We start from the raw sequence: 23,146 nt of genomic DNA on the forward strand, positions 1-23,146 counted from the left end.
GCTTCAGTCAGAGCTGATGGTATACCCGGCAAGCTGCCTCAGCGGTATCGAAGGCGCCTGAAACGCTTTTGAAAATATCGCTGCATCAATGGTGATGACGTGCGTGCTGTGCTGCCTCTCATCATGCGTTGCTATACAAACAGGGCGATCAGCATGGCCATCACCAGGGCACTGAGGCCGATCAGTGTTTCCATGACGGTCCAGCTTTTAAGGGTGTCCTTTTCGGAAAGTCCGAGATAGCGGTTGACCAGCCAGAACCCTGAATCGTTGACGTGGCTGAGCACGGTTGAACCCGCGCCGATGGCAATGACCATCAATGCCGTCATGGGCGCATCCAGCTCAAGGGTGTTCATCAGTGGTGCAATCAGCCCTGCCGCCGTGATCATTGCCACGGTGGCCGAGCCCTGAATAACCCGGATTGTGGTTGCGATCAGAAAGCCCAGCAGCAAGGGTGGCAAATGGGTGCCCGCCATGGCGTTACCGATGACATCGCCTACTCCGGAGTCGCCCAGTGTCTGTTTGAAAACCCCACCGGCACCGGTTACCAGGATGATGATGCCCACCGGCTCCAGTCCTCGCGTACAGACCTCCATCACTTGTTCACGTGGCATCCTGAAACGGTGGCGGAGCATATAGACTGTCACCAGCACCGTAATGATCAGCGCCGAAATGGGATCGCCGATAAAAATCAGAAAATGGGCCAGCGCGCTCGTATCGGACAGGGCCGCATTGGAAACCGTATGAAGAAGAATCAGTACCAAAGGCAGCAGGATCAGTCCGACTACCGTACCCAGCCCGGGGCTTTTGTCACTGACACGCTCATTGCTGGTGCTGAACATGTAATCAGGGACTTCGACATGCATGCGGTTGGCAATGAAGCGGCCGAATATCGGCCCGCACAACACCAGCACCGGCAGACTGGTGATCACGCCGAACAGTACCACCAGCCCCAGATCCGCCCCCAGCATGCCGCTGACGGTAATCGGCCCGGGCTGGGGAGGGATGAACTTGTGGGCTACCGAAAAACCGGCCAGCAGAGGAATGCCATACAACAGCAGTGACTTGCCGGTCCGCTTTTGCAGCGCATAAATCATGGGCACCAGGATGATGAACCCCACATCGAAGAAGACCGGGATCCCTACCAGCAGCCCGGCGATCCCCATGCCCCAGTGAGCCCGATCCTCCCCCAGACGAGCGGTAATGCCGGAGGCCAGTCGATCAATCCCGCCGGAAACCTCCAGCATCTTGCCGAACATGCCGCCCAGGCCAATGATGATCGCCACCGATCCCAGGGTACTCCCCATGCCTTTTTCAACGGTCTCCATGATATCGGCCAGCGGCATGCCGCTACCGACGGCGACACAGATACTGGCAAGCAGCAGTGCAACCAGGGCATGAATCCGGACCACCATGACCAGAATCAAGAGAACGACGATACTGGCCGCGGTAAGACCGATCAGCCAGATATCATGTGGTGACATGTCTACCTCCCGGAGGCCGGGTCGATGGGTGAAGGCTAATGTGTGATGTCATACAACATAGAAGCCATCTCCATCCGGAGACTATTCGCCATTCGTCCAGGCAGGGAGAAGAGGAGAGTCCATGGCTGGCCCGTTATATCGCGACCGCGTGAGTGAGCCACGGCTTACTCATGTCGCTCCAGAAAGCGCTGGACTCGTGTTGTCGTCGGGCGGGTAAAGAAGGTTTCGGGGTCGGCACGCTCGATCAGCAGACCCTTGTCGAGAAAGACCACCTCATCAGAGACTGCGCGGGCAAATGCCATTTCGTGGGTGACGATGATCATGGTGTAGCCCTCGCCCGAAAGATCCCGAATCACCGAGAGCACCTCACCGACCAGTTCGGGGTCGAGAGCGGAGGTCGGTTCGTCGAACAGCATGACCCGGGGCTGCATCGCCAGAGCTCGGGCAATGGCCACGCGCTGTTTCTGTCCACCGGAGAGCGTATAGGGATACTGATGCATGCGCTTATCCATGCCGACCTTCTCCAGCAGCTGTCGGGCAAGCTGCTCGGCGTCATGGCGTTTCATTCCACGCACGTGAATGGGCGCTTCAGTCACATTGTGCAGCACGTTCAGATGAGGCCAGAGATTAAAGCCCTGGAAGACCATGCCGGTCATGGCACGGATTCTGGCCAGCGCGCGTCGGGACATGGGGCGCCCGGTGCGGTCATCGATGCCGATGCGTTGACCATCGATATGGATAGTGCCGCGATCAGGCGTTTCCAGCCAGTTGATGCAGCGCAGCAGGGTGGATTTGCCCGATCCCGAGGCGCCAAGGATACTCACTACCTTGCCACGGCCGACCTCCAGGTCAATGTCGCGCAGAATCTCTACACCATCGAAGCTTTTCGAGAGCTTGCCGATGATCACGGCAGGGGCTTCAGCCATTGTCGAACCCTCTCTTGCGACCGAAGATACCCAGCCCGCGGATCGTAATCTCCAGACCGATACTGATCAGCCAGTAGAGCGCGATGACCACGACAAAGGCATCCATGGGAATAAAATAGGTGGCCTGCACGGTGTTGGCGGCGGCAGTCAGTTCCTGCACGGTGATGATGATCAGAAAGGCCGTGTCCTTGAGCGCAATGATCAATTGATTGCCCATCAGCGGTCGGCTGCGGATCAGCAGTTGCGGCAGAATCAGACGCAGATAGGTGCGGTAAGGGGAGAGCCCCAGCGCAGTCGCCGCCTCGATCTGCCCCGGGGCCAGATTGGCTCGCGCCCCGCGCAGGATCTCCGCGACATAGGCGCCGTGATAGACAGCGAGTGCGCCCACACCTGCCCACCAGGCATTGAGCCGGATTCCGGCACTCGGCAAACCGTAGTAGAGCAGATAGGCCAGCATCAGAAACGGCAGCATGCGCAGGCCGTCGATGAAAAGTCGCAGCAGCCGGTTTATCGGGCGCGCACCCAGTTCCAGTGCCAGACCGGTGGCCATGCCGATCAGCGCCGCCAACACGGTCGACAGGGCAAAGATGGCCAAAGTGTTGAGAAAGCCCTGCCAGAAAATATCCCGTACCGACCAGATGATATCCCAGTTGCTCATGGTATCCGTCGTCCTCTCGGGATCAGGCGGCCAGTCGGGCCGCATGACGTTCCGCCAGCCGTTGCAGCCAGACCAGCAGACCGATGATGAGCATGTAGAGTGCCGCGGCGACCAGCATCGGTGGCAGCGGCTCATAGGTAACGGCGGCGATACGATTGGTGACCCGGGTCAGATCAACGACACCAATCACCGCAATGGCCGGGCTGCCCTTGATCAGAAACGACATCTCATTGACCAGTTCCGGCAGGCTGGTCAGTACCATCTGCGGCAGCATGATGCGGCGAAAGCTCAGTGCCGGCGTCATGCCCACTGCCAGTGCTGCCTCACGCTGCTCGCGGGAGAAGTTGCGAAATGCCGACCGCCAGATTTCAGCGTTGAAGGCCGCGGTATTGAGGGTCAGCGCCAGTATGGCGGCGGTATTGCGCTCGAGTGCCAGTCCCAGGTTGGGCGCGGCAAGGAAGATGAACAGTACCAGGGTGACCAGCGGTGTGGCGCGTGCGAGGCTGATATAAAGCACCAGCAGTTGATCGATCAGCGGCAGTCGCATCATGCGCACCAGGGCGAGGATCAACCCCGCCAGCACGCCGATGACGATCGAGATAACGCAGATCCAGGCAGTGGTCCAGGCGCCATTGAGCAGCTGCAACCATGCGTTGCCATCCATAGACGCTCTCCATGACAGCACGGCGATCGACGGGGTCGGTCTGTTGCCGACCCGCTGGGAGTGGCGGTGCCGACCTCAGTTCAGGTTGGCAAGCTGCCTGAACTGATCCACCTCGGTGATGGGCTGCTGCGGCAGGTCGGGGAAGGCCTCGCCAAACCATGTCTTCTGCAGCTCGGCCAGACGCCCGCTCTGTTTCATGTGGGTCATGAACTGATCGAGAAATTTCAGCAGTTCGGGATCGCTCTTCGGGACCGGCCAGGCGACGAAACCGGGGCCCGACACTGCCTGTCCCTTGCTGAACACATCGGGTCTGGCCTTGACCAGGGTGTTGACGGGCACTTCGGCGTTGATCACGTAATCCAGTCGACCGTTGGCGAGATCGGCATAGGCCTCCGGGTAGGATTGATACTTCACCACCTCTCCCAGCTGACCGCCGCTCTTGTCGAGCATCGCCTTCAGTTCGGGCAGACGGGTCAGCAACACGCTGCCGGCCTGAACACCGAGCTTTTTGCCACTCAGATCGGCCACACTCCGGATGCTGTCATCGTCGGCGCGCTTGACATAGAAATCCTGTGCCGAGGCGTAGGGGATGGTGAAGTTGAACACGCGCAGGCGCTCGGTGGAGACCAGTGCACCGGTCAGCGCCATGTCGTACTGGCCGCTGGAAACGGCAGCCAGCAAACCGGTCCAGGGCATGATCTCCTGGGTGATCGAGAAAGGGGCGTACTGCTTCAGCTCTTTGAGCATGTCCGCGTTGAAGCCCTTCGCCTGGCCGTTTTCCATGAAGTTGAAGGGAGCGTAGTTGTCCTCGGTTGCTACCTTCATCACGCCACGGCTTTTGATGTCGCTCAGATCCGCAGTGGCAGGCTGGGTCAGGGTGAAGGCAAGTGTGGCGACTGCTGCAGACAGCATGAGTTTGCAGGATAGGGCCTGCAGTCCCGGGACCTTCAGTCTCATTGCGATAACTCCCTGCCTTTGTTGTTGGAGATGGCATGGTTGGAGATGACGCGCCAACTATCGTCCCTGTCATCCTGAAGCAGATGCCGGCTGAAGCCCTGGGCCAGTTGTGAAGCCTTGTCTGGCCAGACAAGACCGGGTCAGCGGGAGAGCGCTTCAAGCGACGCTGCCAGAGTGCGAAACCGCTCTCCCTCGAAGCCGATACCGATCAGCGTGCCGCATTGGCCGGCAGCGGCCGTGGGGTGCCAGTTCGCCTGGCCACCACTCCACTGGAAAAGCTGTCGTCGCCCGGAGACATCGCACAGAATGCCCTTGGCACGCGCCAGCACATCGGCGTACTCATTCAGCACGGCTTCCAGTCGATGGCGCTCGATGCCGTCGGGTAAACGAATGGAAAATCGATCCCAACGGCTGTTGGCCGCCGGCGTCAGCCAGGCATGGGTAACGGATGCACTCTCGGAGCCCGGTGGGGCGTTATCGTCCGTGGTTGCAGTGCTTGCGAGCTGATGGGTCAGCCTGGCACTCATGGAAGGATTGAGCCGTCGCAGCTGATTGAATACGACACGGCGCTCGCCGTCATCGAGCCGGGCATGGCGGTTGATTGACAGTTCATCGGCGGCGCGAATCTGGCCGGCTGCCAGCTCTCCCACCCGTGGATCGGCAAGTGTACGGTTGATTGAAGCCGCATCGATCAGGCAGATCGTCGCCTGCAGCTCGAAATGACGCGCGACCGTGATCAGATCGATGATACGTGCCGGCTCGGCCACGCCACTGGTTTCGATATAGAGCGCCGAGGGCCGCTCGGGCCAGCGCGCGATGCGGGTCAGCTCCATGGCCAGCGATTCGCCCAGCGAGCAGCAGATGCAGCCATTGCTCAGGCGGAGCATGCGGTCACTGCGATACTCGATCAGATCAGCGTCAAGATTGATGGTGCCGAAGTCGTTGACCAGGATCAGTGCTCCATATGGGATGCCCTGGCGGATGCGAGCGTTGAGCCAGCTGGTCTTGCCGGCGCCCAGGTAGCCGGTGATCAGGGTCACCGGAATCGGGGTGCTCGCCCGCTCATTCATTGGCAAAGACCTCCCCACCCAGCACCGTGGCGACCACCCTGAGCTTCGGGAGGGCGTCGATCTCTACCTCGCGTGGGTCCTCGGCCAGCACGGCCATGTCGGCAAACTTGCCGATCTCCAGGCTGCCCACACAGTGATCGAGTCGCAGCGTCCATGCTGCATCAAGGGTGATCATGCGCAGCGCCCGTTCAACCGTGATGGCTTCCTGTTTGCCGAGCACACGGCCGTTCGCGGTGCGCCGTGCGATCGCACACCAGGCGGTGAACAGCGGCGCCAGCGGGGTGACCGGAGCGTCACAGTGGGCCGCGATGGGAATCCCCAGTCGATCAGCCGAGGCCAGTGGCTCGAGGCGTTGACAGCGCTCATGGCCGAGGGTGCGTTCATAGTGAATATCGCCCCAGTAGTAGAGATGGTTGGCAAACATGTTGAGACAAACCCCCAGCCGGGCGGCGCGACGCAACTGGGCGTGATCAATGATCTGGCAGTGCTGCAGGGTGTGGCGATGATCCGGACGTGGCCAGAGTGCCTGCGCCGATTCGATGGCATCGAGCATCAGCTCGACCGCTTCGTCGCCATTGGTGTGAATGTGCAACTGCAGACCGGCCTGATGGTACTGATGCACCATGTCGGTCAGCGCCTCGGGCGTGGCGTTCCACATGCCGTTGGGAGCGCCATCATGATAGCCCGGCCACTTGAGTCGCGCGGTGTGCCCCTGGATGGAGCCGTCGGTCATCAGTTTGACCAGTCCGAAATGCAATTTGTCATGATTGTGCTCGCGGGCAGCCATCACCCGCTCGACACCTTCCATCGGCACATGAGTCAACGCTCGCAGTGCCGGCACCAGCCGAATCGGCAGCGACGGTTCGGCGGTGACGGTCGTCATGGTGGCGATACCTTCATCGCTCATGGGATTGTGCAGATCGGTAAGGGTGGTCACGCCGGTACGCCGGGCCACCCGGGCATAGCGTCGCAGTGTCTCGGGGTCATTGGCCTTTTCGAACAGATCCTCGTTGAAGGTATCGAACACGGCATGCATGGCTGCCATTTCCAGCAACTCGCCGGTGGGTTGGCCGGCATCATCCTGTAGCACGCCATCGATGCCGGCATGCCGGTCCAGTCCGGAGAGACGCAGCATGGCGCTATTGACCGTCATCATGTGCAGGTTGGCGTGCAGCACCACCACCGGTCGCTCGGCAGCGACGGCATCGAGATCGTGACGATCGAGCCGCTCACCATCGAAGTAGATGGGATCGAAGCCCCAGGCGATCAGTGGCGCCTGCGAGTCGAGATCGCGCTGCCAGTGCTGGAGGCGTTCGATGACCGCTGCGATCGATTTCAGCCCCGGCCAGCTTTGACCCTCGGGGTCGAGGCGTTCGAAATAACCGGTATAGCAGTAGTTCCACATCACGCCCTCCAGGGCGTGACTGTGACCTTCGACGAAACCGGGCATCAGCACGTGGTCGGCGAAACGCTCATCCAGTTCGTACTCACCCAGCGTGGCCAGGCTGTCGAGTGTGCCGACCCCGAGAATGCGGCCCTCGCGCACCGCCACATGAGTGGCTTCCGGCTGGGAAGGGTTCATGGTCATGACTCGCCGAGCGGAAAAGATGCGGCAGCTCATGGCAGGGAAGGCTCCTGTGTAATGGGTTGGGCAGCGTCGGTGCGCTGCTGCCAGCGTCTGAGCAGCGGGATGCAGGCGAGCGCCAGCAGGGCGTAGCCCCCGAAGATGGCGATATAGGTCCAGGCCCCCAGCGCGGGCGCAATGGGCGCGAAGAAGAACAGTGTGGGAATGTTGACGACGATGATGGCAATGTTGAAAAACGCCAGCTCCTTGGGCACCGGAGTGGTGAAGTCGTTATCCAGCATTCGCAACAGCAACAGCCCGGTACCGGTCGAGCCACAACAGCAGCCGAAGGCGGTCAGCGCGCGTTCGGGACCGAAGCGACCACTCATGCGCCCGATTGCCAGCGCCCCGCAGAGGGTTACCAGAGTGATCGCTACGGCCACCAGCAGGATTGGCACCAGCAGGGCAGAGAGTACTGCCACCTGAATACTCATCAGGGTGGCCACGACCATGAAGTCTACCGACCCACTGGTAATCCGCTTGAGTGTGTCGTCATCGACCCGGTGCGACCAGCCCAGCCGGTCGATTGCCAATCGCATGAGGACGCAGACGGTCAGGCCGTGGGCAAAGAACAGGTTGTAGCTGAAAAAGACCGACAGTACCCGATTGCCGGCCACCAACGGCTGCATCGCTGAGAGCCATAGATAGGTGATGACATAGGCGATACCCAGCAGGCCGATGTGCCAGGCGAATGAGTCCACGGTCCCGGAGTGCGATACCTGACGGCCGGCAGAGGGTTGATTGGCCAGCGGATGAAATCCGGCCACGAAATCGGCGTTGAGGGTGGAGTCGCGGTTGGTATTGAGCCCCTTCTTCAGACAGTAGCGAGCCACTGGAACGCCTACCAGAAAGGCGGCCAGAAAGCCCAGTGAGGCAAAGATTACGCCGACCTGAGCAGCATGAGTAATGCCGTAGCCCTGCTCCCAGATGTTGCCGTAGGTCAGCGCCTGGCCGGGGCCCTGGGTGAACCCGTGAGTGACGATGGCGCCCAGCAGCGGGCTCAGGTGCTGACCGCTCAGTGCATCATAGCCGGCCATCAGGCCGTAACCGATCACCGCCTGAGCGCCGAGGCTGGCGGTCCAGATCAGCGTCAGCCACAGGCCGCCCATGGTGACACCCGAACGCTGTCCGTCGTCCTGACGCTTCGGGCTGCCGGTCAGACACAGCGACATGAAGCTCAGGGTGAAAAAGTGAAAGGCGAGACTGGTGAAATCCTTCGGGCCGTAACCCGGAATCAGCCCCAGTGACAGGCCCATGAAACCGATGAGGCCGGCGACAATGCTGCCGGGGACCATGGCGGTGCGCAACCATGGCAGACGGCTGCGCAACAGGCTGCCGATGACCAGCAGTGCAGCCATCAGGGCAAAGGCAATGACGCCGTGAAAGGTACTGCCCATGGCGGGATCCTCCGATGTGATGATTGTTGTGCGGGGTGTGATGGCAGCGATTGAATCCTGGGGCTGCTCACCCCGATCGAGGGTGATGACTCATGCTGGAGTGAGTGTCATCGGGACGGATAGGACCAGTTACTCGATCCGACATGGACAGTTCACGAGTTCTGTCTCCAGTGGCGTGTTATTTGCATCACCGATGATGCGTTCATGCTCCCGGGAGGCCGACATGCTGGATCATCACTTCCATCTTGAGTTCGATACCGAACGAGGATTGCAGGAGCAGCTGCGTCAGGCGCTGCTGGATACCATCCTGGCAGGTACCATCCCCGCTAACGAGGCGCTTCCTTCATGTCGCCGGCTTTCTCACCGTCTCGGGGTCTCCCGTAACACCGTGGCGCTGGTCTATGAAGGGCTGGTCGAAGATGGCTATCTGGTCAGCCGGCCACGCAGTGGTTACTACCTGCATGACGATTATCATGACAATGGCGAGCGCATGAGATCGGTGATCATGCACCACGAGAGTGCAGGGTCGTCGACAGAGGCACCGGACTGGCAACGACGCTTCATCCATCGGCCCAGTCACTGTCAGGGGGTGCTCAAGCCGAGCAACTGGCAGGATTACGCCTATCCCTTTATCTACGGTCAGCTGGATAACCGACGCTTTCCGCTGGAGCAGTGGCGTGAAGCTTCCCGGCGCATGCTCGGTGGGCGGCGTGATCGCCAGTGGCTGAGCGATCGAATCGATCAGGATGACCCCATGCTGATCGAGCAACTGCGTACCCGGGTGCTGCCGCGTCGCGGTATTCACGCTCGCAGTGATGAAATCCTGATCACCCTTGGGTCGCAGAATGCCCTGTTCCTGATCGCTCAACTGCTGTTCGACCACGACACCCGGGTGGGCATCGAAAACCCGGGCTATCGTGAAGCGGTCAATGTCTTCGAATCCCGGGGAGCCCGGCTACAGTTTCACGAGGTGGATGACGAGGGCATGCGACTGGATGCCGGCACCCGCGAGAGTGATTACCTCTATGTCACTCCCAGCCATCAGGTGCCCACCGGTGTGACCCTGAGTGCGGCGCGTCGTCGGGTTTTGATGGAGCAACTGGGCCAGCATGACCAGATCCTGATCGAGGATGACTACGATGCCGAGATCAACTTCGATCGTCATGCACTGCCGGCACTCAGGGCAGGGCTTGGCAGTCAGCGCATCATCTATCTGAGCAGTCTCTCCAAACCACTGTCACCAGGACTGCGGCTGGGATATCTGGTAGCGGACAGCGATCTGATCGATGAGCTTCGGGCGCTGCGTCGGTTGATGTATCGCCATCCCCCTTCGTTTCTGCAGCATCAGCTGGCCCAGTTTCTGGCCCAGGGGCACTATGATCGTCATCTGCGACTCTATGCCGAGGAGAGTCGACGACGCTGGGAGTGTCTGAATCGATCGCTGGAAAAGCATCTGCCCGAATGTCGTCGAATCAGCACCGAGCATGCCAGTGTCTTCTGGCTGGAGGCGCCGGCTGGCATGGATACCCAGCGCCTGGCCTGGCGCGCCTCGCAGTACGGGGTGCTGATAGAGCCCGGCTTCCAGCATTTCTTCGATCGGGTCCCGCCGCGCAATTTTCTGCGGCTGGGATTCGGGGCCATCGATGCTGAGCGTATCGCTCCCGGCATCGAGCAGCTCGCCCGGGCCTTCGGTCACTGACCCGGCGCGATCAAAGTGTGAGTGAGAAACGTCCCAGAACGTCATCGAGGATACCCAGCCCCTGATCGACTTCCTCGGGTAACACGATGCAGGGCGGCACTACGTGGATGCGATTTTCGACCATGAAGGGCAGCAGGCCTTGCTCCAGCAGCGCGGCCTTGATGTCGGCCATGGTGGCCGCCGGCAATGGGGCTCGCGATTCGGGGTCGCTGACCAGTTCGAGGGCGTGGAAGACGCCCAGACCACGGGTTTCACCGATGATGGCATGGCGCTTCGTCAGTTCGGCCAGCCCGGGCGTGAGTCGCTCGCGGCCGATGCGATCGGCGTGCTCGACAATGCCCTCGTCACTCATGGTATCGAGCGTCGCCACAATGGCGGCCATCGCCAGTGGGTGGCCGGAGTAGGTCAACCCACCGGCAAAGAAACGATCCTCGAAGTAGCGACAGATCGGTTCGGAAATAAGCACGCCCCCGGCCGGGACATAGCCGGAATTGACGCCCTTGGCGAACACGATCAGATCCGGTACCACATTGAAGTGCTCGAACGCGAACCAGCGTCCGGTGCGGCCGAAGCCGGCCATGACCTCATCGAGAATCAGCATGATGCCATGCTCATCGGCCAGCTGACGCACGCCCTGCAGATAGGCCCGTGGCGGCACCAGAATACCGGCGGTGCCAGGGATCGATTCCAGCAGGATGGCAGCGATCGCATCAGGTCCTTCGCACTCGATGACCCGGCGCAGATGGGTCAGTGCCCGCTCGCACTCTTCTTCCTCGCTGGTTGCCCAGAATTCACTGCGATAGAGGAAGGGGTTGAAGAAATGGGCGTGGCCGCGGGAAAACTCATTGGGCACCCGCCGCCAGTCGCCGGTAGCGGCGATCGCCGCGCCGGTGTTGCCGTGATAGGAGCGGTACGCGGAAAGCACCTTGTCGCGTCCGGTAAAGCTGCGCGCCATGCGAATGGCGTTTTCGTTGGCGTCCGCGCCAGCGTTGGTAAAGAACACCTTGCTGAAGCCGGCCGGAGCACGCTCGAGAATGCGTCGTGCGGCCTCGCCGCGTGCCAGGTTGGCATGCGCAGGGGCAATGGTGGCGAGTTGCTCGGCCTGGTGTCGAATGGCTTCGATTACCCGCGGATGTTGATGCCCGATATTGGTATTGACCAGCTGACTGCTGAAGTCGAGGTATTCACGCCCATTGTAATCGTGCAGACGACAGCCGGCCGCCTCGGCGATGACCAGTGGATCGAGCTGCGACTGGCGAGACCAGGAGTGGAACACATGCTGACGATCCAGCTGGCGTACGTACTCGTTGGTGATTGATGTCGCGGACATGGGGGCTCCTCACGGGCGTTGGATGACAGGAGAGGCAAGTGTTCGACTCAGCCTGTAACAGTCGATAGTGCGATCCGTAGAGCCAGTCGCATTCCACCGCCGGGACAGTCCCGGTCGGGTAGGATCATGTCCCGCCACTCTTGCTGATCTGGCTCTAGGAGTCGTTGAACGACGCGCACTAGAGTGCGTCTTCGATCTGTTGTTACGGAGTTGTCGATGCCTGCCGAGCCGCTCACGATCGTCACGGCGATGGCTATTGCGCTGTTGGCCGGGGTAACCCGCGGTTATTGCGGTTTCGGTTTTGCCATGTTGGTGGCACTGGGCCTGTCGGGATTCATGGCGCCAGTCGAAGCCGTGCCGGTGGCGCTGTTGCTGGATCTGCTGGCGGCGGCTGGCCTGCTGCAAGTGGCCGCACGTCATGCGCATCGCAGGGTGCTGGGACGACTGGTGCTGGGCATGCTGCTGGCGGTCGGACTGGGTGTCTGGCTGCTCTCTCGAATGCCGGCAGCTCCGATGCGCATGGTCATCGCGCTGCTATCACTGTCTGGTGGCATGGCGCTGCTGTGCCGCGTCGGACGACGGGATGTGGTGCCCGAAGAAGGGCGCTCTGCTACAGCAGGGCGGTGGGCGATCTGGGCCGGCGGAGTCTCCGGGCTGGCGATGTCCATGGCCTCGGCCGGCGGGCCACCACTGATGCTTTATCTGCTGTCGACTCGACTATCGACGGCACAGCTGCGTGGCACGGCGATTGTGTTCTTTGCCATCTGCAGCAGCTGTTCACTGCTGGGGTTGGGGCTGAGCGGTGTGCTGGGGGCAGGCAGTCTGGTCTGGGTGGGATGGCTGATCGTACCGGCATGGCTGGGCAATGCATTCGGCCAGTGGCTCTTTCATCGCGCCGGGCCGATCTCGCTGCGTTATACGGTCGCCCCGTTGTTGATCCTCCTGTCGCTATGGATGCTGCTCCCCATCAACACGCCATGAAATCCGGGAGCAGGGGAGTATCACTCAATCATTGAATACAAGGAGTTCGGCATGACCCAGGGCGTTGTCTTCATTACCGGTGCCACTTCCGGATTCGGACGGGCGGCGGCGCGTCGTTTTGCACGGTCAGGCTGGCCGCTGGTGCTGACCGGGCGTCGCAGCGAACGGCTGCACACACTGAAGCAGGAGCTGGAAGGGCAGACTCGTGTCCATACCCTGACGCTGGACGTACGTGACGCCGAAGCCGTACGTGAGGCGGTCGAGTCGCTGCCGGAAGCGTTCGGCTCGATCAGAACCCTGATCAACAATGCCGGTCTGGCGCTGGCGCCCGAACCTGCCCAGCGGGTTGCGCTGGAGGACTGGCATACCATGATCGATACCAATGTCACCGGGCTGGTCAACGTCACTCATGCACTGATCGAGCGCCTGATCGCCACCGGTTCCGGTGCCAGTATCATCAATCTGGGCTCGATTGCGGGCCAGTGGCCCTACCCCGGTAGCCATGTCTATGGTGCCTCAAAGGCATTCGTGCAGCAGTTTTCCTACAATCTGCGCTGCGATCTGCTGGGCACCGGAGTACGTGTCACCGATCTGGCGCCCGGGATTGCCGAAACCGAGTTCACCCTGGTACGCACCAAAGGCGATCAGACTGCCTCCGATGCGCTCTATCGCGATACCACGCCGCTGGAAGCGGCCGATATTGCCGAACAGCTCTACTACATTGCGACATTGCCCGACCATATCAATATCAACCGGCTGGAAGTCATGCCCACCCGCCAGGCCTGGTCGCCCTTTGCCGTCGATCGTGACGGCTGATTATCCTGCCTTTCCATGGTCTGGTTGCCATGATCTGCCTTCTCAGGTAGCTTTCATGATGAAAGTTACCTGGAATTGCCACTGCCATGACACCTACCGATCTGACCGCCATGCCCTGTCCGGCAGCACGTGCACTGGGTTGCGTCGGTGAGTGGTGGAGTCTTCTGATTCTGCGCGATACCCTCCAGGGGCTGCGGCGATTCGATGAGCTTCAGCAGAGCCTGGGCATTGCCAGCAACATGCTGTCACGTCGTTTGCGACGCATGCTCGATGAAGGATTGCTGGAGAAACGGCCCTATCAGAGCCGCCCGGTTCGTCATGAATATATCCCCACCCCCAAGGGGGAAGAGCTCTATCCGGTTATCGTGATGCTGTTTGCCTGGGGCGAGAAGCACATGAGTGACCAGGGGCGTCAGCTTTGTCTGATTGATCGCAACAGTGAGCGTGAGCTGTCACCATTGGTGGTCGATCGCCACACGCTCGAGCCGGTGACCGTGGCTAATTCCACTCTGGCGCCCGGCCCCCAGGCAGGCCCCGCCGTACTCGATCGTCTGGCTCGTTTGCGTCATGCTGATTCCTTAAAGGACGCATGATCGGTTCGACCATGATGTCTTTCTCTCTCCGCCTTACGGAAACCGTCTCATGAAACGAATTGTCGTCACCGGTATGGGCAGTGTCTCGCCGCTGGGTTGCGGTGCCGAAACGGGTTGGCAGCGTCTATTGTCGGGGATGTCCGGCATTCGCGAGCTGCCGGCTGAATTGCGAGGTGATCTGAGGGTACACGCTGGTGGACGAGTGCCGGATATTGCCGAGGATGCCAATGGCGGCTTCGATCCCGAGCGGGTCGGGGATGCCCGCGAGCTGCGTCGCATGGATCGCTTCATCCATTTTGGTCTGCTGGCAGCGCAGGAGGCACTTGAGCAGGCCAACTGGCAGCCACAGAATGAGGACCAGCGCGAGCGGACGGCGACCATTATTGGTTCCGGCATCGGCGGTTTTCCTGCCATTGCAGATGCGGTACGTACGGTTGAACACCGTGGTAGTCGCCGGCTGTCGCCTTTCACCATTCCTTCCTTCCTGGTCAATCTGGCCGCCGGACAGGTCTCCATTCGACACGGCTTCGAAGGTCCGCTGGGCGCACCGGTTACGGCCTGTGCTGCGGGTGTGCAGGCGATTGGCGATGCGGCTCGTCTGATCCACTCGGGCGAGGCCGATATTGCCCTGTGCGGTGGCGCCGAAGCCTGCATTGAACCGGTCAGTCTGGGTGGGTTCGCCGCTGCGAAAGCGCTCTCGACCGGGTTCGAGGGCAGGCCCGAAAGCGCTTCCAGACCTTTTGACCAGGCGCGTGAAGGCTTCGTGATGGGCGAGGGTGCCGGACTGCTGGTGGTGGAGTCGCTCGAACATGCCGAGTCGCGTGGTGCTACCCCGCTGGCCGAGATCGTCGGCTATGGTACGACCTCGGATGCTTATCACATGACGGCCGGTGCGCCGGAAGGCGCGGGCGCACGCCGGGCGATGGCTCTGGCGCTACGCCAGGCCGGTCTGGCGCCGGAGGCCATTGGTCATCTCAATGCCCATGCCACTTCCACACCGGTTGGTGATGTTGGCGAGTTGCAGGCGATTCAGCGTCTGTTCGGTCAGCACGGCGGGCCGGCGATCACCGCGACCAAGTCAGCGACCGGCCATCTGCTGGGAGCGGCCGGTGGAATAGAAGCGATTTTCACGCTGCAGGCACTGCGCGATCAGATCGTGCCGGCCACGCTCAATCTGGAAACTCCCGATGATGAAGCAGCAGGGCTGGATCTGGTATACGGCAGCCCGCGGGAGATGGCGTTCGATTACGCCATCTCCAACGGCTTTGGTTTCGGTGGGGTCAACGCCAGCCTGATCCTGCGGCGCTGGTCCTGAGAGGAAGGCGTACCACTTCGTTTGATGCGCGAGTGGTGCGCCTGCTATTGCTCCAGATAGGTATATCCTTCAAGACCCGCTTCCAACTCCTCGAGAAACTGCTCGCGCTCGCGGCTGGAGACATCACTGCGGATCAGCTGGCGCTGGAGGCGGTTACGTAACCGGTCGGGATCGAAGTTCACGTAACGCAGCACATTGGCCACGCTGTCGCCCGTAATCGGCGTGCCCAGACGCCACTGGCCGTTATCATCAAGACTGACATCGATCGAATCGGTATCGCCGAAGAGGTTGTGCAGATCCCCCAGGATCTCCTGGTAGGCCCCCACCAGGAAAAGCCCCAGCAGTTTTTCCTCGCCGGCTTTCCACTCCGGCAGCGGGAGGGTGGTCTCCACGCCCTGACCATCGACATAGCGCTCAATACGACCGTCACTGTCGCAAGTGATATCCTGAATCACTCCGCGTCGTACCGGCGGCTGGTCGAGGTTGGAGAGTGGTATGACCGGAAAGATCTGATCGATGCCCCACACATCCGGGACCGACTGAAACAGTGAGAAATTGACGAACAGCTTGTCGGCAAGCTTCTCGTCGAGTTCATCGAGAATCTCGCGATGGGCCCGGTTGCGATGATCGAGCCGGGCGCGCAAACGCCGGCTGGCTGCCGCATGGACGGCTTCACCTTCAGCGCGGACGGCCAGTGAGGCATCGCCCAGCACGAAGCGATCCTGCAGATCGGTCATGGCCTGATGAATGTCATGATAATACTCGACCAGCAGGCGTGGATCGGCAGACTCGCCCAGCCATTCCCAGGTCCGCCAAAGTACATCCAGCTGGGCATCCCCCCTGTCGGAGCGCTCCGGCAGGGCATCATCGTGGCGCTCTTCGTCGATCACATTGGTGATCAGTACGGCGTGGTGCGCTGTCAGGGCCCGACCGGACTCGGAGATGATCTGCGGATGTGGCAGGCCGGTCGCCTGACAGAGCTGCTGAAAGGCGCCCACCACGTTGTTGGCGTACTCATCCATCGAGTAGTTGATCGAACAGTAACTGCGCGAACGGGTGCCTTCGTAGTCCACGCCCAGGCCACCGCCGACATCGACCACCTCGACTGCTGCACCGGCCTCGCGCAGACTCTGATAAAAACGGGTGCACTCGCGCAAACCGCGCTGAATGTCGCGGATATTGGCGATCTGAGAACCGAGATGAAAGTGCACCAGCTGAAGGGCATCGAGCCGGCCGATCGCTCTCATGTGGTCGACCACGGCCTGCACCTGACGGGCAGTAAGACCGAACTTGGATTTTTCGCCGCCAGTATTCTGCCAGTTGCCCTTGCCGATCGAGGAGAGCCGGGCGCGCACGCCAATGCGGGGCTCTACGCCGAGCCGATCGGCTTCCTCGATGATCAGTTCCAGTTCGGCATGCTTTTCCACCACCAGATAGACATGGTGACCGAGCTTTTCGCCCATCAGCGCCAGGCGAATGTATTCACGGTCCTTGTAGCCGTTGCAGACGATGGTCGAGGGATGCTCGGAAGAGAGTGCCAGTACGGCCATCAGTTCCGGTTTGCTGCCAGCCTCCAGTCCTACCCGGCCGCGACCGCGCTCGGGAGTGGCCAGCAGTTCTTCGACCACGCGGCGCTGCTGATTGACCTTGATGGGGTAAACGGCGGTGTAGTGAGCGTCATAGCCCTGCTCCTGGATGGCACGATCAAAGGCAGCGCAGAGCTGCTCGACCCGGTCATGGAGGATATCGGTGAAGCGCACCAGTACCGGCAGGCGCAGGCCGGCCTGCTGCAGCCGAGTAGCCAGCTCCGTGATCGGCAGTGCCGGGCGCTGTTGTTCCGGGGCATTGCCATGCGGACGTACGACCACCCGACCCTGGGGGTCGATGTCGAAATAGCCGCTGCCCCATTGATCGATATTCCAGGTGCGTAGCGCTTCCTGCAGGGAACGGGAGGTCTGGGAATCCGACATGGGTACTCCGAATGGGAATCGGGTGGCGACAGCCGCAAGGGATGCGGCGTCACGGTAACGATGACATCAGTGTAGCGAACAGCGTAGCGTCAATCGCCGATCCATTGTGGATAGGCGTGACACCACGCGGCGAAATGGGCAATGCCTTCGCTCAGTGAGACCTGGGGGCTGAAGCCGGTAACCGCTTCCAGGCGTGAAGTATCCGCCCAGGTGCGCTCGACATCACCGGGTTGCATGGGTCGCCAGTGGCGCTCGGACTGGTGGCCGAGCGACTGTTCCAGCAGTTCGATGAAACGCATCAGCTCGGTTGGGGCGCCGCGGCCGATATTGTAAATGGCATGGCAGGCGCCGTGACTGTCAGGACCGGGACGGCAGTCGATCAGCCGAGTGATCCCTTCGACGACATCGCCGATCCAGGTAAAGTCGCGTGCCATGCGGCCATGATTGAACACCTCGATGGGTCGTCCATTCATCAGACTGCGCGCGAACAGCATTGGCGCCATGTCCGGACGCCCCCAGGGACCGTAGACGGTAAAGAATCGCAGTCCGGTGGCTGCCATGCCGTGCAGATCGGCATAGCTGCGCGCCATCAGCTCATTGGCACGCTTGGTGGCGGCATAGAGCGAGGCCGGTGTATCGACCCGATCGTCCTCGCGGAAGACCGAAGCTTCACTACGCCCGTACACCGAGCTTGATGAGGCGTAGATCAGATGCTCGATGCCATGACGACGGCAGGTGTCGAGCACATTGAGAAAACCGGACAGATTGGCATCACCATAGACATAGGGATGCTCGACGCTGTAGCGGACGCCGGCCTGAGCCGCCAGGTGGATCACATGGGTAAAGTGCTCGCGTGCAAACAGGGCCTCCAGTCCCGGCTGATCCTCGATCAACAGGGTATGGCAGGGGGTGACTCCTAGCGCTTCGAGGCGGGCCCGCTTATAGGTCACGCTGTAATAATCGGAGAAGTTGTCGATGCCCACGGCATCGATACCCTTCTGCTGCAGGCGCTGCATCAGCCAGCCTCCGATGAAACCGGCGGCACCTGTTACGAGCACTTTCATGGCATATCGTCTTGTTGATGTTGAACGGTGCCGGAGCTGATATCGCACCAGGGGGCGGCAGGCAGAATCATCAGCTGATGGCCGCGCCATGGGAAACGATGCAGACTCGCGGGTGGCGTCATGGTATCAGGCAGCTCATCACTGTCACCGATGACCCAGCCTGCTGGATGTTGCTGCTGCCACTGACAGACCTGGTGTGGCCGATCGCCGATTTCATCAAGCGACTGTGACAGTCGGCCGGCAAACTGAAAGGTGGCCTGATAATTGTGACCCAACCAGGCGAGAGGATACCCTTGCTGTTCCAGTCGGGCCAGCATCGCGGCCGGAGGGCCAGGATCTTCGCGGGGCCAGAGCGGTGCCAGAGCCCATTGCAGCAGCAGGGTGGGTATCACGCCGGCCAACAGCACAACTGCCATCATGCCGTGACGAAATGAAAGCCGCATGAGCCAGAGGGCCACAGCCACGAGCAGCATGATCACGGCAGCCGATGGCGCCACCATGGCGCCGCTGCCTTCAGGCTGCAACAGGCTCAGTGCGATGATGGTCAGCGCCAGTATGGCCAGGCTCAGAGCGATCAGCCGCAGTGTGACCGTGGCGGACTGCGTCCGACGATGCAGGGTATCGGCAATGATCAGGGCCGTGGCCGGCAACATCGGCATCAGATAGTGGATCTGTTTGCCGCCGATCATTGAAAACATCAGCAACAGTGCCCCGGCCCAGATCCAGGGCAGTCGGCGGCGTCGAAGTCGCGGTCGTTCGGTCGGTATTAGCGCGGATCGGCGCCAGAAGGGCCAGGCTTGTGGCCATAACGCCCAGGGAAACAGCAGGGCAGGCAGTACCGGTAGATACCACCAGAACGGTCGGGCGTGATCGGCGGTCTGGCCCAGCCGATCGACGCTCTGATGCCACAGCAGCTGGTCGGCATAGGCCGGCCCACCATGCCAGGCCGAGATCAGCGCCCAGCCGAGCAGCATCGCCACAGCGCCCGCGAGACTCAGCCACAGCCGCACGCGTCCTCCCGAGCCGAGAGGCGACGTGCGCCACAGTGGCATGCTCAGCGCTACCGACAGCCAGGTCAGCAGCGCCACCGGCCCCTTGGCCAGCAGTGCCAGCCCCAGCCAGAGCGCGCTTTCCAGCATGCGATGGCGCGTAAGTTCGCCACGGATCAGGGGCACAAGAGCGCCCAGCAGGCAGGCCGTCAGCAGTACATCGAACATCAGTGCGCCGCTATAGAGCGACCACAGCAACATCGACATCAGTATCAGTACTGCCTGTCGTGCGGTATGACGTGTGTGTCCCAGCCGCCGGGCGAACCGATAGAGGTGCACGCCCCCCAGCAGGGAAGCGAGAGGCGAAATGAGTTTGGGCCACCAGACCGAGACGCCGAAGCACTGCCATCCCAGATTGATCAGCCAGAACAGCAGAGGCGGTTTGTCGGCATAGGGCGTGCCATTCATGTGTGCCACCCACCAGCTGTGATCGCGCCACATCTCCCAGGCAACCGAAATATAACGGGTTTCATCGATCGGCATGAAGGGGCGGGCGAAGGCATTCAGCACGATCAGCCCCCAGAGCAGGCCAAGCAGGGCTGATTCGACCAGGGCCGGTCGATCCAGAGCGCGCCATTCGAGGCGGGCTCTGGTGGGCAGGGTAGGCGTACTCATCGCTCACCTTCGCCCAGGGGCGTCGTGGTGGGTGCCTGAAACAGTGGCGCAGCGTCGCGATCCCCCGGGCAATCGGCTACAGCCGTTCCCGGTAACAGTCGCCAGTCGTGACGATCAGGCACTGTCAGCTGAATGACCTGATCGCTGGAGACACAGGGATGAGCCTCGAGCTCGCCTGCCGTCAGCAGGCCCCAGCGCTGCTGCGGTGCTGTCTGAAGCCACGCTGTCATACGAACGAACTGGGCATCCGAGGGGGTAGCGTCGCCGAACTGGACGATGGGTTGTCGTGCCTGCAGTACCTGAGCCTCATCAAAATCGATCAGGGCCAGCGGGGCATCCCCGGTATGGTGATAAACCGTACTCATCAGGGCCCGTTCGGAGCGGGCGGCGTCCATTACGTCATAGCCCCAGGTCGACCACAGTACCCAGAACATCATCAGCCAGACGGCCAGACTGACAAGCCCGCGGCGTGGCGGTAACCAGAAGGCAATCACGGCCGTTAATGCACCGATCGTCAGCCACCAGCTCCAGGGCGTGAAGCCCTGGGTGGCGGCCAGCCTTGTCAGTGCCGGGAGCCCCAGCGCGCCAAGCAGGCCGGCCAGGGCAACCAGGCTACCCAGCAGCACACCAAGCCCCCAGGCGAGCCGGTTGAGCAGTCGCTGTTCCAGCAGTTGTGGCAACAGTGGCGCCAGCGACAGCACGAACATGGCAATGCCCGGTGTCATGTAGACCCCGCGCTTGCCCGGGCTGAGCGAGAAAAATGCCACCATCAGGACTACATAAGAGAGTGGCAGCCACAGTCGTGGATCGCGCGCGCCCAGACGCTGCTTCCAACCGCGCAGGCTCCATGGCAGTGCCAGAATGGGCGGCAGCCAGGCCCAGGGCAGGACCTCGATCACGTAGTACCAGAAGGGTTCGAGGTGGTGCCAGCTATCGGCATAGCGCTGTCCGGTCTGTTTGAACAGGATGTTATCCCGATAGGCGGCCAGCGTCGGATCGCTGCTGTAAGAGGTATACAGGATCATCGGCACGCCCCAGGCGGCCAGGGTGGCCAGCAGCAACAGCAAACCGATCAGCAGTTGATGCCATCGAAGCGGTATGACGGTTAATCCGCCCCCCGGTCGACGGCCCAGCCACCACCAGGCGGGGAGCAGCAGCAGGGGGAGGAATCCCACGCCCTTGGTCAGAATCCCCAGCCCCATGGCAATGCAGGCGACATACCACCAGCCCGGGCGAGGGCCGGTCAGCGCATGTCGCAGGGCACCATAAAGCCCGAGGGTGATGAAGGCGGTGACCAGCATGTCGATCTGGGCAGTGCGCGCCTGCAGGGTGAACTGCACGGTCACCAGCAGGGTCAGGCCGGTCAGCAGGGCGATTTTCGGAGAGTAGAGCCGTCGGGCAAGATCCGTGGTCATGGCCAGTGTCGCCAGCGCACCCAGCAATGAAGGCAACAGGAAGGCAACACGCAGATTGTCGGTCAGCCACAGGCCCGCGGCAATCGCCCACATGAAGATCGGCGGTTTATCGGGATAGAGTTCGCCGGCGCGATGCGGGATCAGCCACTGGTGCGTGGTCAGCATCTCCTGGGCGATCAGGGCAAAACGCGGTTCATCGGCCGGCCAGGGGCTGCGCAGCCCGATACCCAGGCCACACAGGAGCAATCCCGGCAGGAGCAGGGCCAGTACCGGGTGACGCTGGCACCACGCCCACAGCTGTTGCATGCGATACGAGACGGTCACGCGCCTTCTCCACGATCCGGCGGAGTATCCCCGGTGTCTCTCTCGCGTCGGATCAGGGCCAGATTGCGCGCATAGATGAGCAATCCCGAAGCCTGACCGACAATGAAAACCGGGTCCTGACGATAGATGGCATAGGTGAGCAATACCACGCCACCGCCGATGCTGCAGTACCAGAACAGGGTGGGAATCACGCTGCGTCGAGCGCGCTCGCTGGCCAGCCACTGAATCAGAAAACGTGCCGAAAACAGGGCCTGACCAAAAAAGCCGATGGCGACCCAGAGGGCTTCAATGTGCATTCCGGTCGGCTCCATGATCGGAAAAATTGGCCTGCTCGCCTGTGGGGCCGGGTTTGCTGGGGTGCCCGTCCGGTGAAGGGGAAGAGGGTTCACTGTAGAGCATCGCCGGCAGACGACTGCGATGGTTCAACCACATGACACCGATCAGATCGGCCAGCCCGGCGATGAGTCGATCCAGGGTGCCATAGTTGGAATGACCGGCCTGACGGGGGCGGTGATTGACCGCACAGGAGAGGGTTTGACCCCCCTGCATGCGAATCAGTGCCGGTAGAAAGCGATGCATGTGATTGAAATAGGGCAATTGCAGGAAGGCATCCCGTTCGATGATGCGAATGCCGCATCCGGTATCGGGGGTGGCATCGTTGAGCAGTCGGCTGCGAATGGCATTGGCTATGCGCGATGACCAGCGTTTGACCCAGCTGTCATGGCGTTGCGTCCGATGGCCGGCGACCAGCGTCACCTCGCTGCCGCGTGCCCGCTCCAGCATGCCTGGCAGGTCGGCCGGGTCGTTCTGACCATCACCATCCAGGGTGGCAAGCCAGGTGCCGCGAGCCAGCCACGCGGCCTGCCACATCGAGGTGCTCTGCCCGGCGCTGATGGCATGTCGCAAGGGGCGCAGGTTGCTCTGCCGCGTGGCACGCTCGGTCAAAAGCTGCCAGGTGGCATCGGTCGAGCCATCATCGATCACGATGATTTCATGGGCGATATCCTGCAGGGCCGACTCGATCTCATCGAGCAGGGTGGGCAGGTTGGCGGCCTCATTGCGGGCCGGAATCAATACAGAAAGCGTAGCGACAGACATGGCAGGACACCCGATCCGAAACACGACCAGCCTATGGAGAGCGACTTAAGTTCTTATTAAGCAGAAGGTCGATAGTATCGAACGCACAATGCAGGTGTGT

20 protein-coding genes are annotated in these 23,146 nt (G+C 61.4%); 5 read left to right on the top strand and 15 right to left on the bottom strand.

Going from position 1 to position 23,146, the window contains the following annotated elements; all coding sequences use genetic code 11:
• Nucleotides 1-131: 131 nt before the first annotated feature.
• The 8 genes from FY550_RS02360 to FY550_RS02395 form a co-directional block, all read right to left on the bottom strand.
• Nucleotides 132-1,481 (bottom strand): GntP family permease, encoded by a 1,350-nt coding sequence (locus FY550_RS02360; protein ID WP_070981360.1) that lies wholly within the window; start codon nucleotides 1,479-1,481, stop codon nucleotides 132-134.
• 164 nt (nucleotides 1,482-1,645) lie between these two features.
• Entirely contained in the window at nucleotides 1,646-2,407 is a 762-nt protein-coding gene (locus FY550_RS02365) for an amino acid ABC transporter ATP-binding protein (RefSeq protein ID WP_070981362.1), read from the bottom strand.
• Nucleotides 2,400-3,065 (bottom strand): amino acid ABC transporter permease, encoded by a 666-nt coding sequence (locus FY550_RS02370; protein WP_070981868.1) that lies wholly within the window; start codon nucleotides 3,063-3,065, stop codon nucleotides 2,400-2,402. Before FY550_RS02370 ends, FY550_RS02365 begins: the two co-directional genes overlap by 8 nt.
• A 22-nt stretch (nucleotides 3,066-3,087) precedes the next feature.
• Complete coding sequence (locus FY550_RS02375; RefSeq protein ID WP_070981364.1) at nucleotides 3,088-3,729, bottom strand: amino acid ABC transporter permease; 642 nt, start codon at nucleotides 3,727-3,729, stop codon at nucleotides 3,088-3,090.
• A 75-nt stretch (nucleotides 3,730-3,804) separates the two neighbouring features.
• Nucleotides 3,805-4,686: a transporter substrate-binding domain-containing protein gene (locus FY550_RS02380; RefSeq protein ID WP_233350257.1), complete on the bottom strand. Its 882-nt coding sequence runs from the start codon at nucleotides 4,684-4,686 to the stop codon at nucleotides 3,805-3,807.
• Between the two features lie 140 nt (nucleotides 4,687-4,826).
• Nucleotides 4,827-5,756 carry a CobW family GTP-binding protein gene (locus FY550_RS02385; protein WP_149054328.1) on the bottom strand — a complete coding sequence of 310 codons (930 nt, stop codon included), beginning with the start codon at nucleotides 5,754-5,756 and terminating at the stop codon, nucleotides 4,827-4,829.
• Nucleotides 5,749-7,377, bottom strand: coding sequence for an amidohydrolase (locus FY550_RS02390; protein ID WP_149054329.1), 1,629 nt, complete (start codon nucleotides 7,375-7,377; stop codon nucleotides 5,749-5,751). The genes FY550_RS02385 and FY550_RS02390 overlap by 8 nt, the downstream gene beginning before the upstream one ends.
• A complete protein-coding gene (locus FY550_RS02395; RefSeq protein ID WP_070981370.1) occupies nucleotides 7,374-8,777 on the bottom strand; it encodes a sodium/glutamate symporter in 1,404 nt (467 codons plus the stop codon). The genes FY550_RS02390 and FY550_RS02395 overlap by 4 nt, the downstream gene beginning before the upstream one ends.
• Before the next feature lie 223 nt (nucleotides 8,778-9,000).
• Between FY550_RS02395 and pdxR the strand changes: the two genes are divergently transcribed.
• On the top strand, nucleotides 9,001-10,476 hold the full coding sequence (pdxR, locus tag FY550_RS02400; protein ID WP_149054330.1) for a MocR-like pyridoxine biosynthesis transcription factor PdxR: 1,476 nt from the start codon (nucleotides 9,001-9,003) through the stop codon (nucleotides 10,474-10,476).
• Between the two features lie 10 nt (nucleotides 10,477-10,486).
• On the opposite strand, the gene FY550_RS02405 is transcribed toward pdxR, so the two are convergent.
• Nucleotides 10,487-11,806 carry an aspartate aminotransferase family protein gene (locus FY550_RS02405; protein WP_070981372.1) on the bottom strand — a complete coding sequence of 440 codons (1,320 nt, stop codon included), beginning with the start codon at nucleotides 11,804-11,806 and terminating at the stop codon, nucleotides 10,487-10,489.
• Nucleotides 11,807-12,022: 216 nt separating this feature from the next.
• Here FY550_RS02405 and FY550_RS02410 point away from each other — a divergent pair, with 216 nt between their 5' ends.
• The 4 genes from FY550_RS02410 (at nucleotide 12,023) to fabF (ending at nucleotide 15,511) form a co-directional block, all read left to right on the top strand.
• A complete protein-coding gene (locus tag FY550_RS02410) occupies nucleotides 12,023-12,787 on the top strand; it encodes a sulfite exporter TauE/SafE family protein (protein WP_199287836.1) in 765 nt (254 codons plus the stop codon).
• Nucleotides 12,788-12,838: 51 nt separating this feature from the next.
• The gene (locus tag FY550_RS02415; RefSeq protein WP_070981374.1) at nucleotides 12,839-13,603 is read left to right on the top strand and encodes an SDR family NAD(P)-dependent oxidoreductase; all 765 of its coding nucleotides are present in this window, start codon (nucleotides 12,839-12,841) and stop codon (nucleotides 13,601-13,603) included.
• Nucleotides 13,604-13,689: 86 nt separating this feature from the next.
• The gene (locus tag FY550_RS02420) at nucleotides 13,690-14,196 is read left to right on the top strand and encodes a winged helix-turn-helix transcriptional regulator (RefSeq protein WP_070981376.1); all 507 of its coding nucleotides are present in this window, start codon (nucleotides 13,690-13,692) and stop codon (nucleotides 14,194-14,196) included.
• 49 nt (nucleotides 14,197-14,245) lie between these two features.
• Complete coding sequence (gene fabF, locus FY550_RS02425; protein ID WP_070981379.1) at nucleotides 14,246-15,511, top strand: beta-ketoacyl-ACP synthase II; 1,266 nt, start codon at nucleotides 14,246-14,248, stop codon at nucleotides 15,509-15,511.
• A 44-nt stretch (nucleotides 15,512-15,555) separates the two neighbouring features.
• On the opposite strand, the gene speA is transcribed toward fabF, so the two are convergent.
• From speA to FY550_RS02455, 6 genes are all read right to left on the bottom strand, one after another.
• The gene (gene speA, locus FY550_RS02430) at nucleotides 15,556-17,481 is read right to left on the bottom strand and encodes a biosynthetic arginine decarboxylase (RefSeq protein WP_070981381.1); all 1,926 of its coding nucleotides are present in this window, start codon (nucleotides 17,479-17,481) and stop codon (nucleotides 15,556-15,558) included.
• Nucleotides 17,482-17,570: 89 nt separating this feature from the next.
• Entirely contained in the window at nucleotides 17,571-18,545 is a 975-nt protein-coding gene (locus tag FY550_RS02435; protein WP_070981383.1) for an NAD-dependent epimerase/dehydratase family protein, read from the bottom strand.
• The gene (locus tag FY550_RS02440; RefSeq protein WP_149054331.1) at nucleotides 18,542-20,209 is read right to left on the bottom strand and encodes a glycosyltransferase family 39 protein; all 1,668 of its coding nucleotides are present in this window, start codon (nucleotides 20,207-20,209) and stop codon (nucleotides 18,542-18,544) included. Before FY550_RS02440 ends, FY550_RS02435 begins: the two co-directional genes overlap by 4 nt.
• On the bottom strand, nucleotides 20,206-21,948 hold the full coding sequence (locus FY550_RS02445; protein WP_233350258.1) for a glycosyltransferase family 39 protein: 1,743 nt from the start codon (nucleotides 21,946-21,948) through the stop codon (nucleotides 20,206-20,208). Before FY550_RS02445 ends, FY550_RS02440 begins: the two co-directional genes overlap by 4 nt.
• Nucleotides 21,945-22,244 (bottom strand): lipid-A-disaccharide synthase N-terminal domain-containing protein, encoded by a 300-nt coding sequence (locus tag FY550_RS02450; RefSeq protein ID WP_149054332.1) that lies wholly within the window; start codon nucleotides 22,242-22,244, stop codon nucleotides 21,945-21,947. The genes FY550_RS02445 and FY550_RS02450 overlap by 4 nt, the downstream gene beginning before the upstream one ends.
• A complete protein-coding gene (locus FY550_RS02455) occupies nucleotides 22,234-23,046 on the bottom strand; it encodes a glycosyltransferase family 2 protein (protein WP_149054333.1) in 813 nt (270 codons plus the stop codon). Before FY550_RS02455 ends, FY550_RS02450 begins: the two co-directional genes overlap by 11 nt.
• Nucleotides 23,047-23,146 lie beyond the last annotated feature (100 nt).

The sequence above is a fragment of the Kushneria phosphatilytica genome (assembly GCF_008247605.1).
Classification (GTDB): Bacteria; Pseudomonadota; Gammaproteobacteria; order Pseudomonadales; family Halomonadaceae; genus Kushneria; species Kushneria phosphatilytica.

Bases quoted from the DNA above. Each gene is read 5' to 3' on its own strand.
- pdxR (WP_149054330.1), top strand. From the start codon at position 9,001: ATGCTGGATCATCACTTCCATCTTGAGTTCGATACCGAACGAGGATTG.
- FY550_RS02450 (WP_149054332.1), bottom strand. From the start codon at position 22,244: ATGCACATTGAAGCCCTCTGGGTCGCCATCGGCTTTTTTGGTCAGGCC.
- FY550_RS02405 (WP_070981372.1), bottom strand. From the start codon at position 11,806: ATGTCCGCGACATCAATCACCAACGAGTACGTACGCCAGCTGGATCGT.
- FY550_RS02410 (WP_199287836.1), top strand. From the start codon at position 12,023: ATGCCTGCCGAGCCGCTCACGATCGTCACGGCGATGGCTATTGCGCTG.
- FY550_RS02385 (WP_149054328.1), bottom strand. From the start codon at position 5,756: ATGAATGAGCGGGCGAGCACCCCGATTCCGGTGACCCTGATCACCGGC.
- FY550_RS02390 (WP_149054329.1), bottom strand. From the start codon at position 7,377: ATGAGCTGCCGCATCTTTTCCGCTCGGCGAGTCATGACCATGAACCCT.
- FY550_RS02360 (WP_070981360.1), bottom strand. From the start codon at position 1,481: ATGTCACCACATGATATCTGGCTGATCGGTCTTACCGCGGCCAGTATC.
- FY550_RS02455 (WP_149054333.1), bottom strand. From the start codon at position 23,046: ATGTCTGTCGCTACGCTTTCTGTATTGATTCCGGCCCGCAATGAGGCC.
- FY550_RS02375 (WP_070981364.1), bottom strand. From the start codon at position 3,729: ATGGATGGCAACGCATGGTTGCAGCTGCTCAATGGCGCCTGGACCACT.
- speA (WP_070981381.1), bottom strand. From the start codon at position 17,481: ATGTCGGATTCCCAGACCTCCCGTTCCCTGCAGGAAGCGCTACGCACC.
- FY550_RS02435 (WP_070981383.1), bottom strand. From the start codon at position 18,545: ATGAAAGTGCTCGTAACAGGTGCCGCCGGTTTCATCGGAGGCTGGCTG.
- FY550_RS02395 (WP_070981370.1), bottom strand. From the start codon at position 8,777: ATGGGCAGTACCTTTCACGGCGTCATTGCCTTTGCCCTGATGGCTGCA.
- fabF (WP_070981379.1), top strand. From the start codon at position 14,246: ATGAAACGAATTGTCGTCACCGGTATGGGCAGTGTCTCGCCGCTGGGT.
- FY550_RS02415 (WP_070981374.1), top strand. From the start codon at position 12,839: ATGACCCAGGGCGTTGTCTTCATTACCGGTGCCACTTCCGGATTCGGA.
- FY550_RS02370 (WP_070981868.1), bottom strand. From the start codon at position 3,065: ATGAGCAACTGGGATATCATCTGGTCGGTACGGGATATTTTCTGGCAG.
- FY550_RS02420 (WP_070981376.1), top strand. From the start codon at position 13,690: ATGACACCTACCGATCTGACCGCCATGCCCTGTCCGGCAGCACGTGCA.
- FY550_RS02365 (WP_070981362.1), bottom strand. From the start codon at position 2,407: ATGGCTGAAGCCCCTGCCGTGATCATCGGCAAGCTCTCGAAAAGCTTC.
- FY550_RS02440 (WP_149054331.1), bottom strand. From the start codon at position 20,209: ATGAGTACGCCTACCCTGCCCACCAGAGCCCGCCTCGAATGGCGCGCT.
- FY550_RS02380 (WP_233350257.1), bottom strand. From the start codon at position 4,686: ATGAGACTGAAGGTCCCGGGACTGCAGGCCCTATCCTGCAAACTCATG.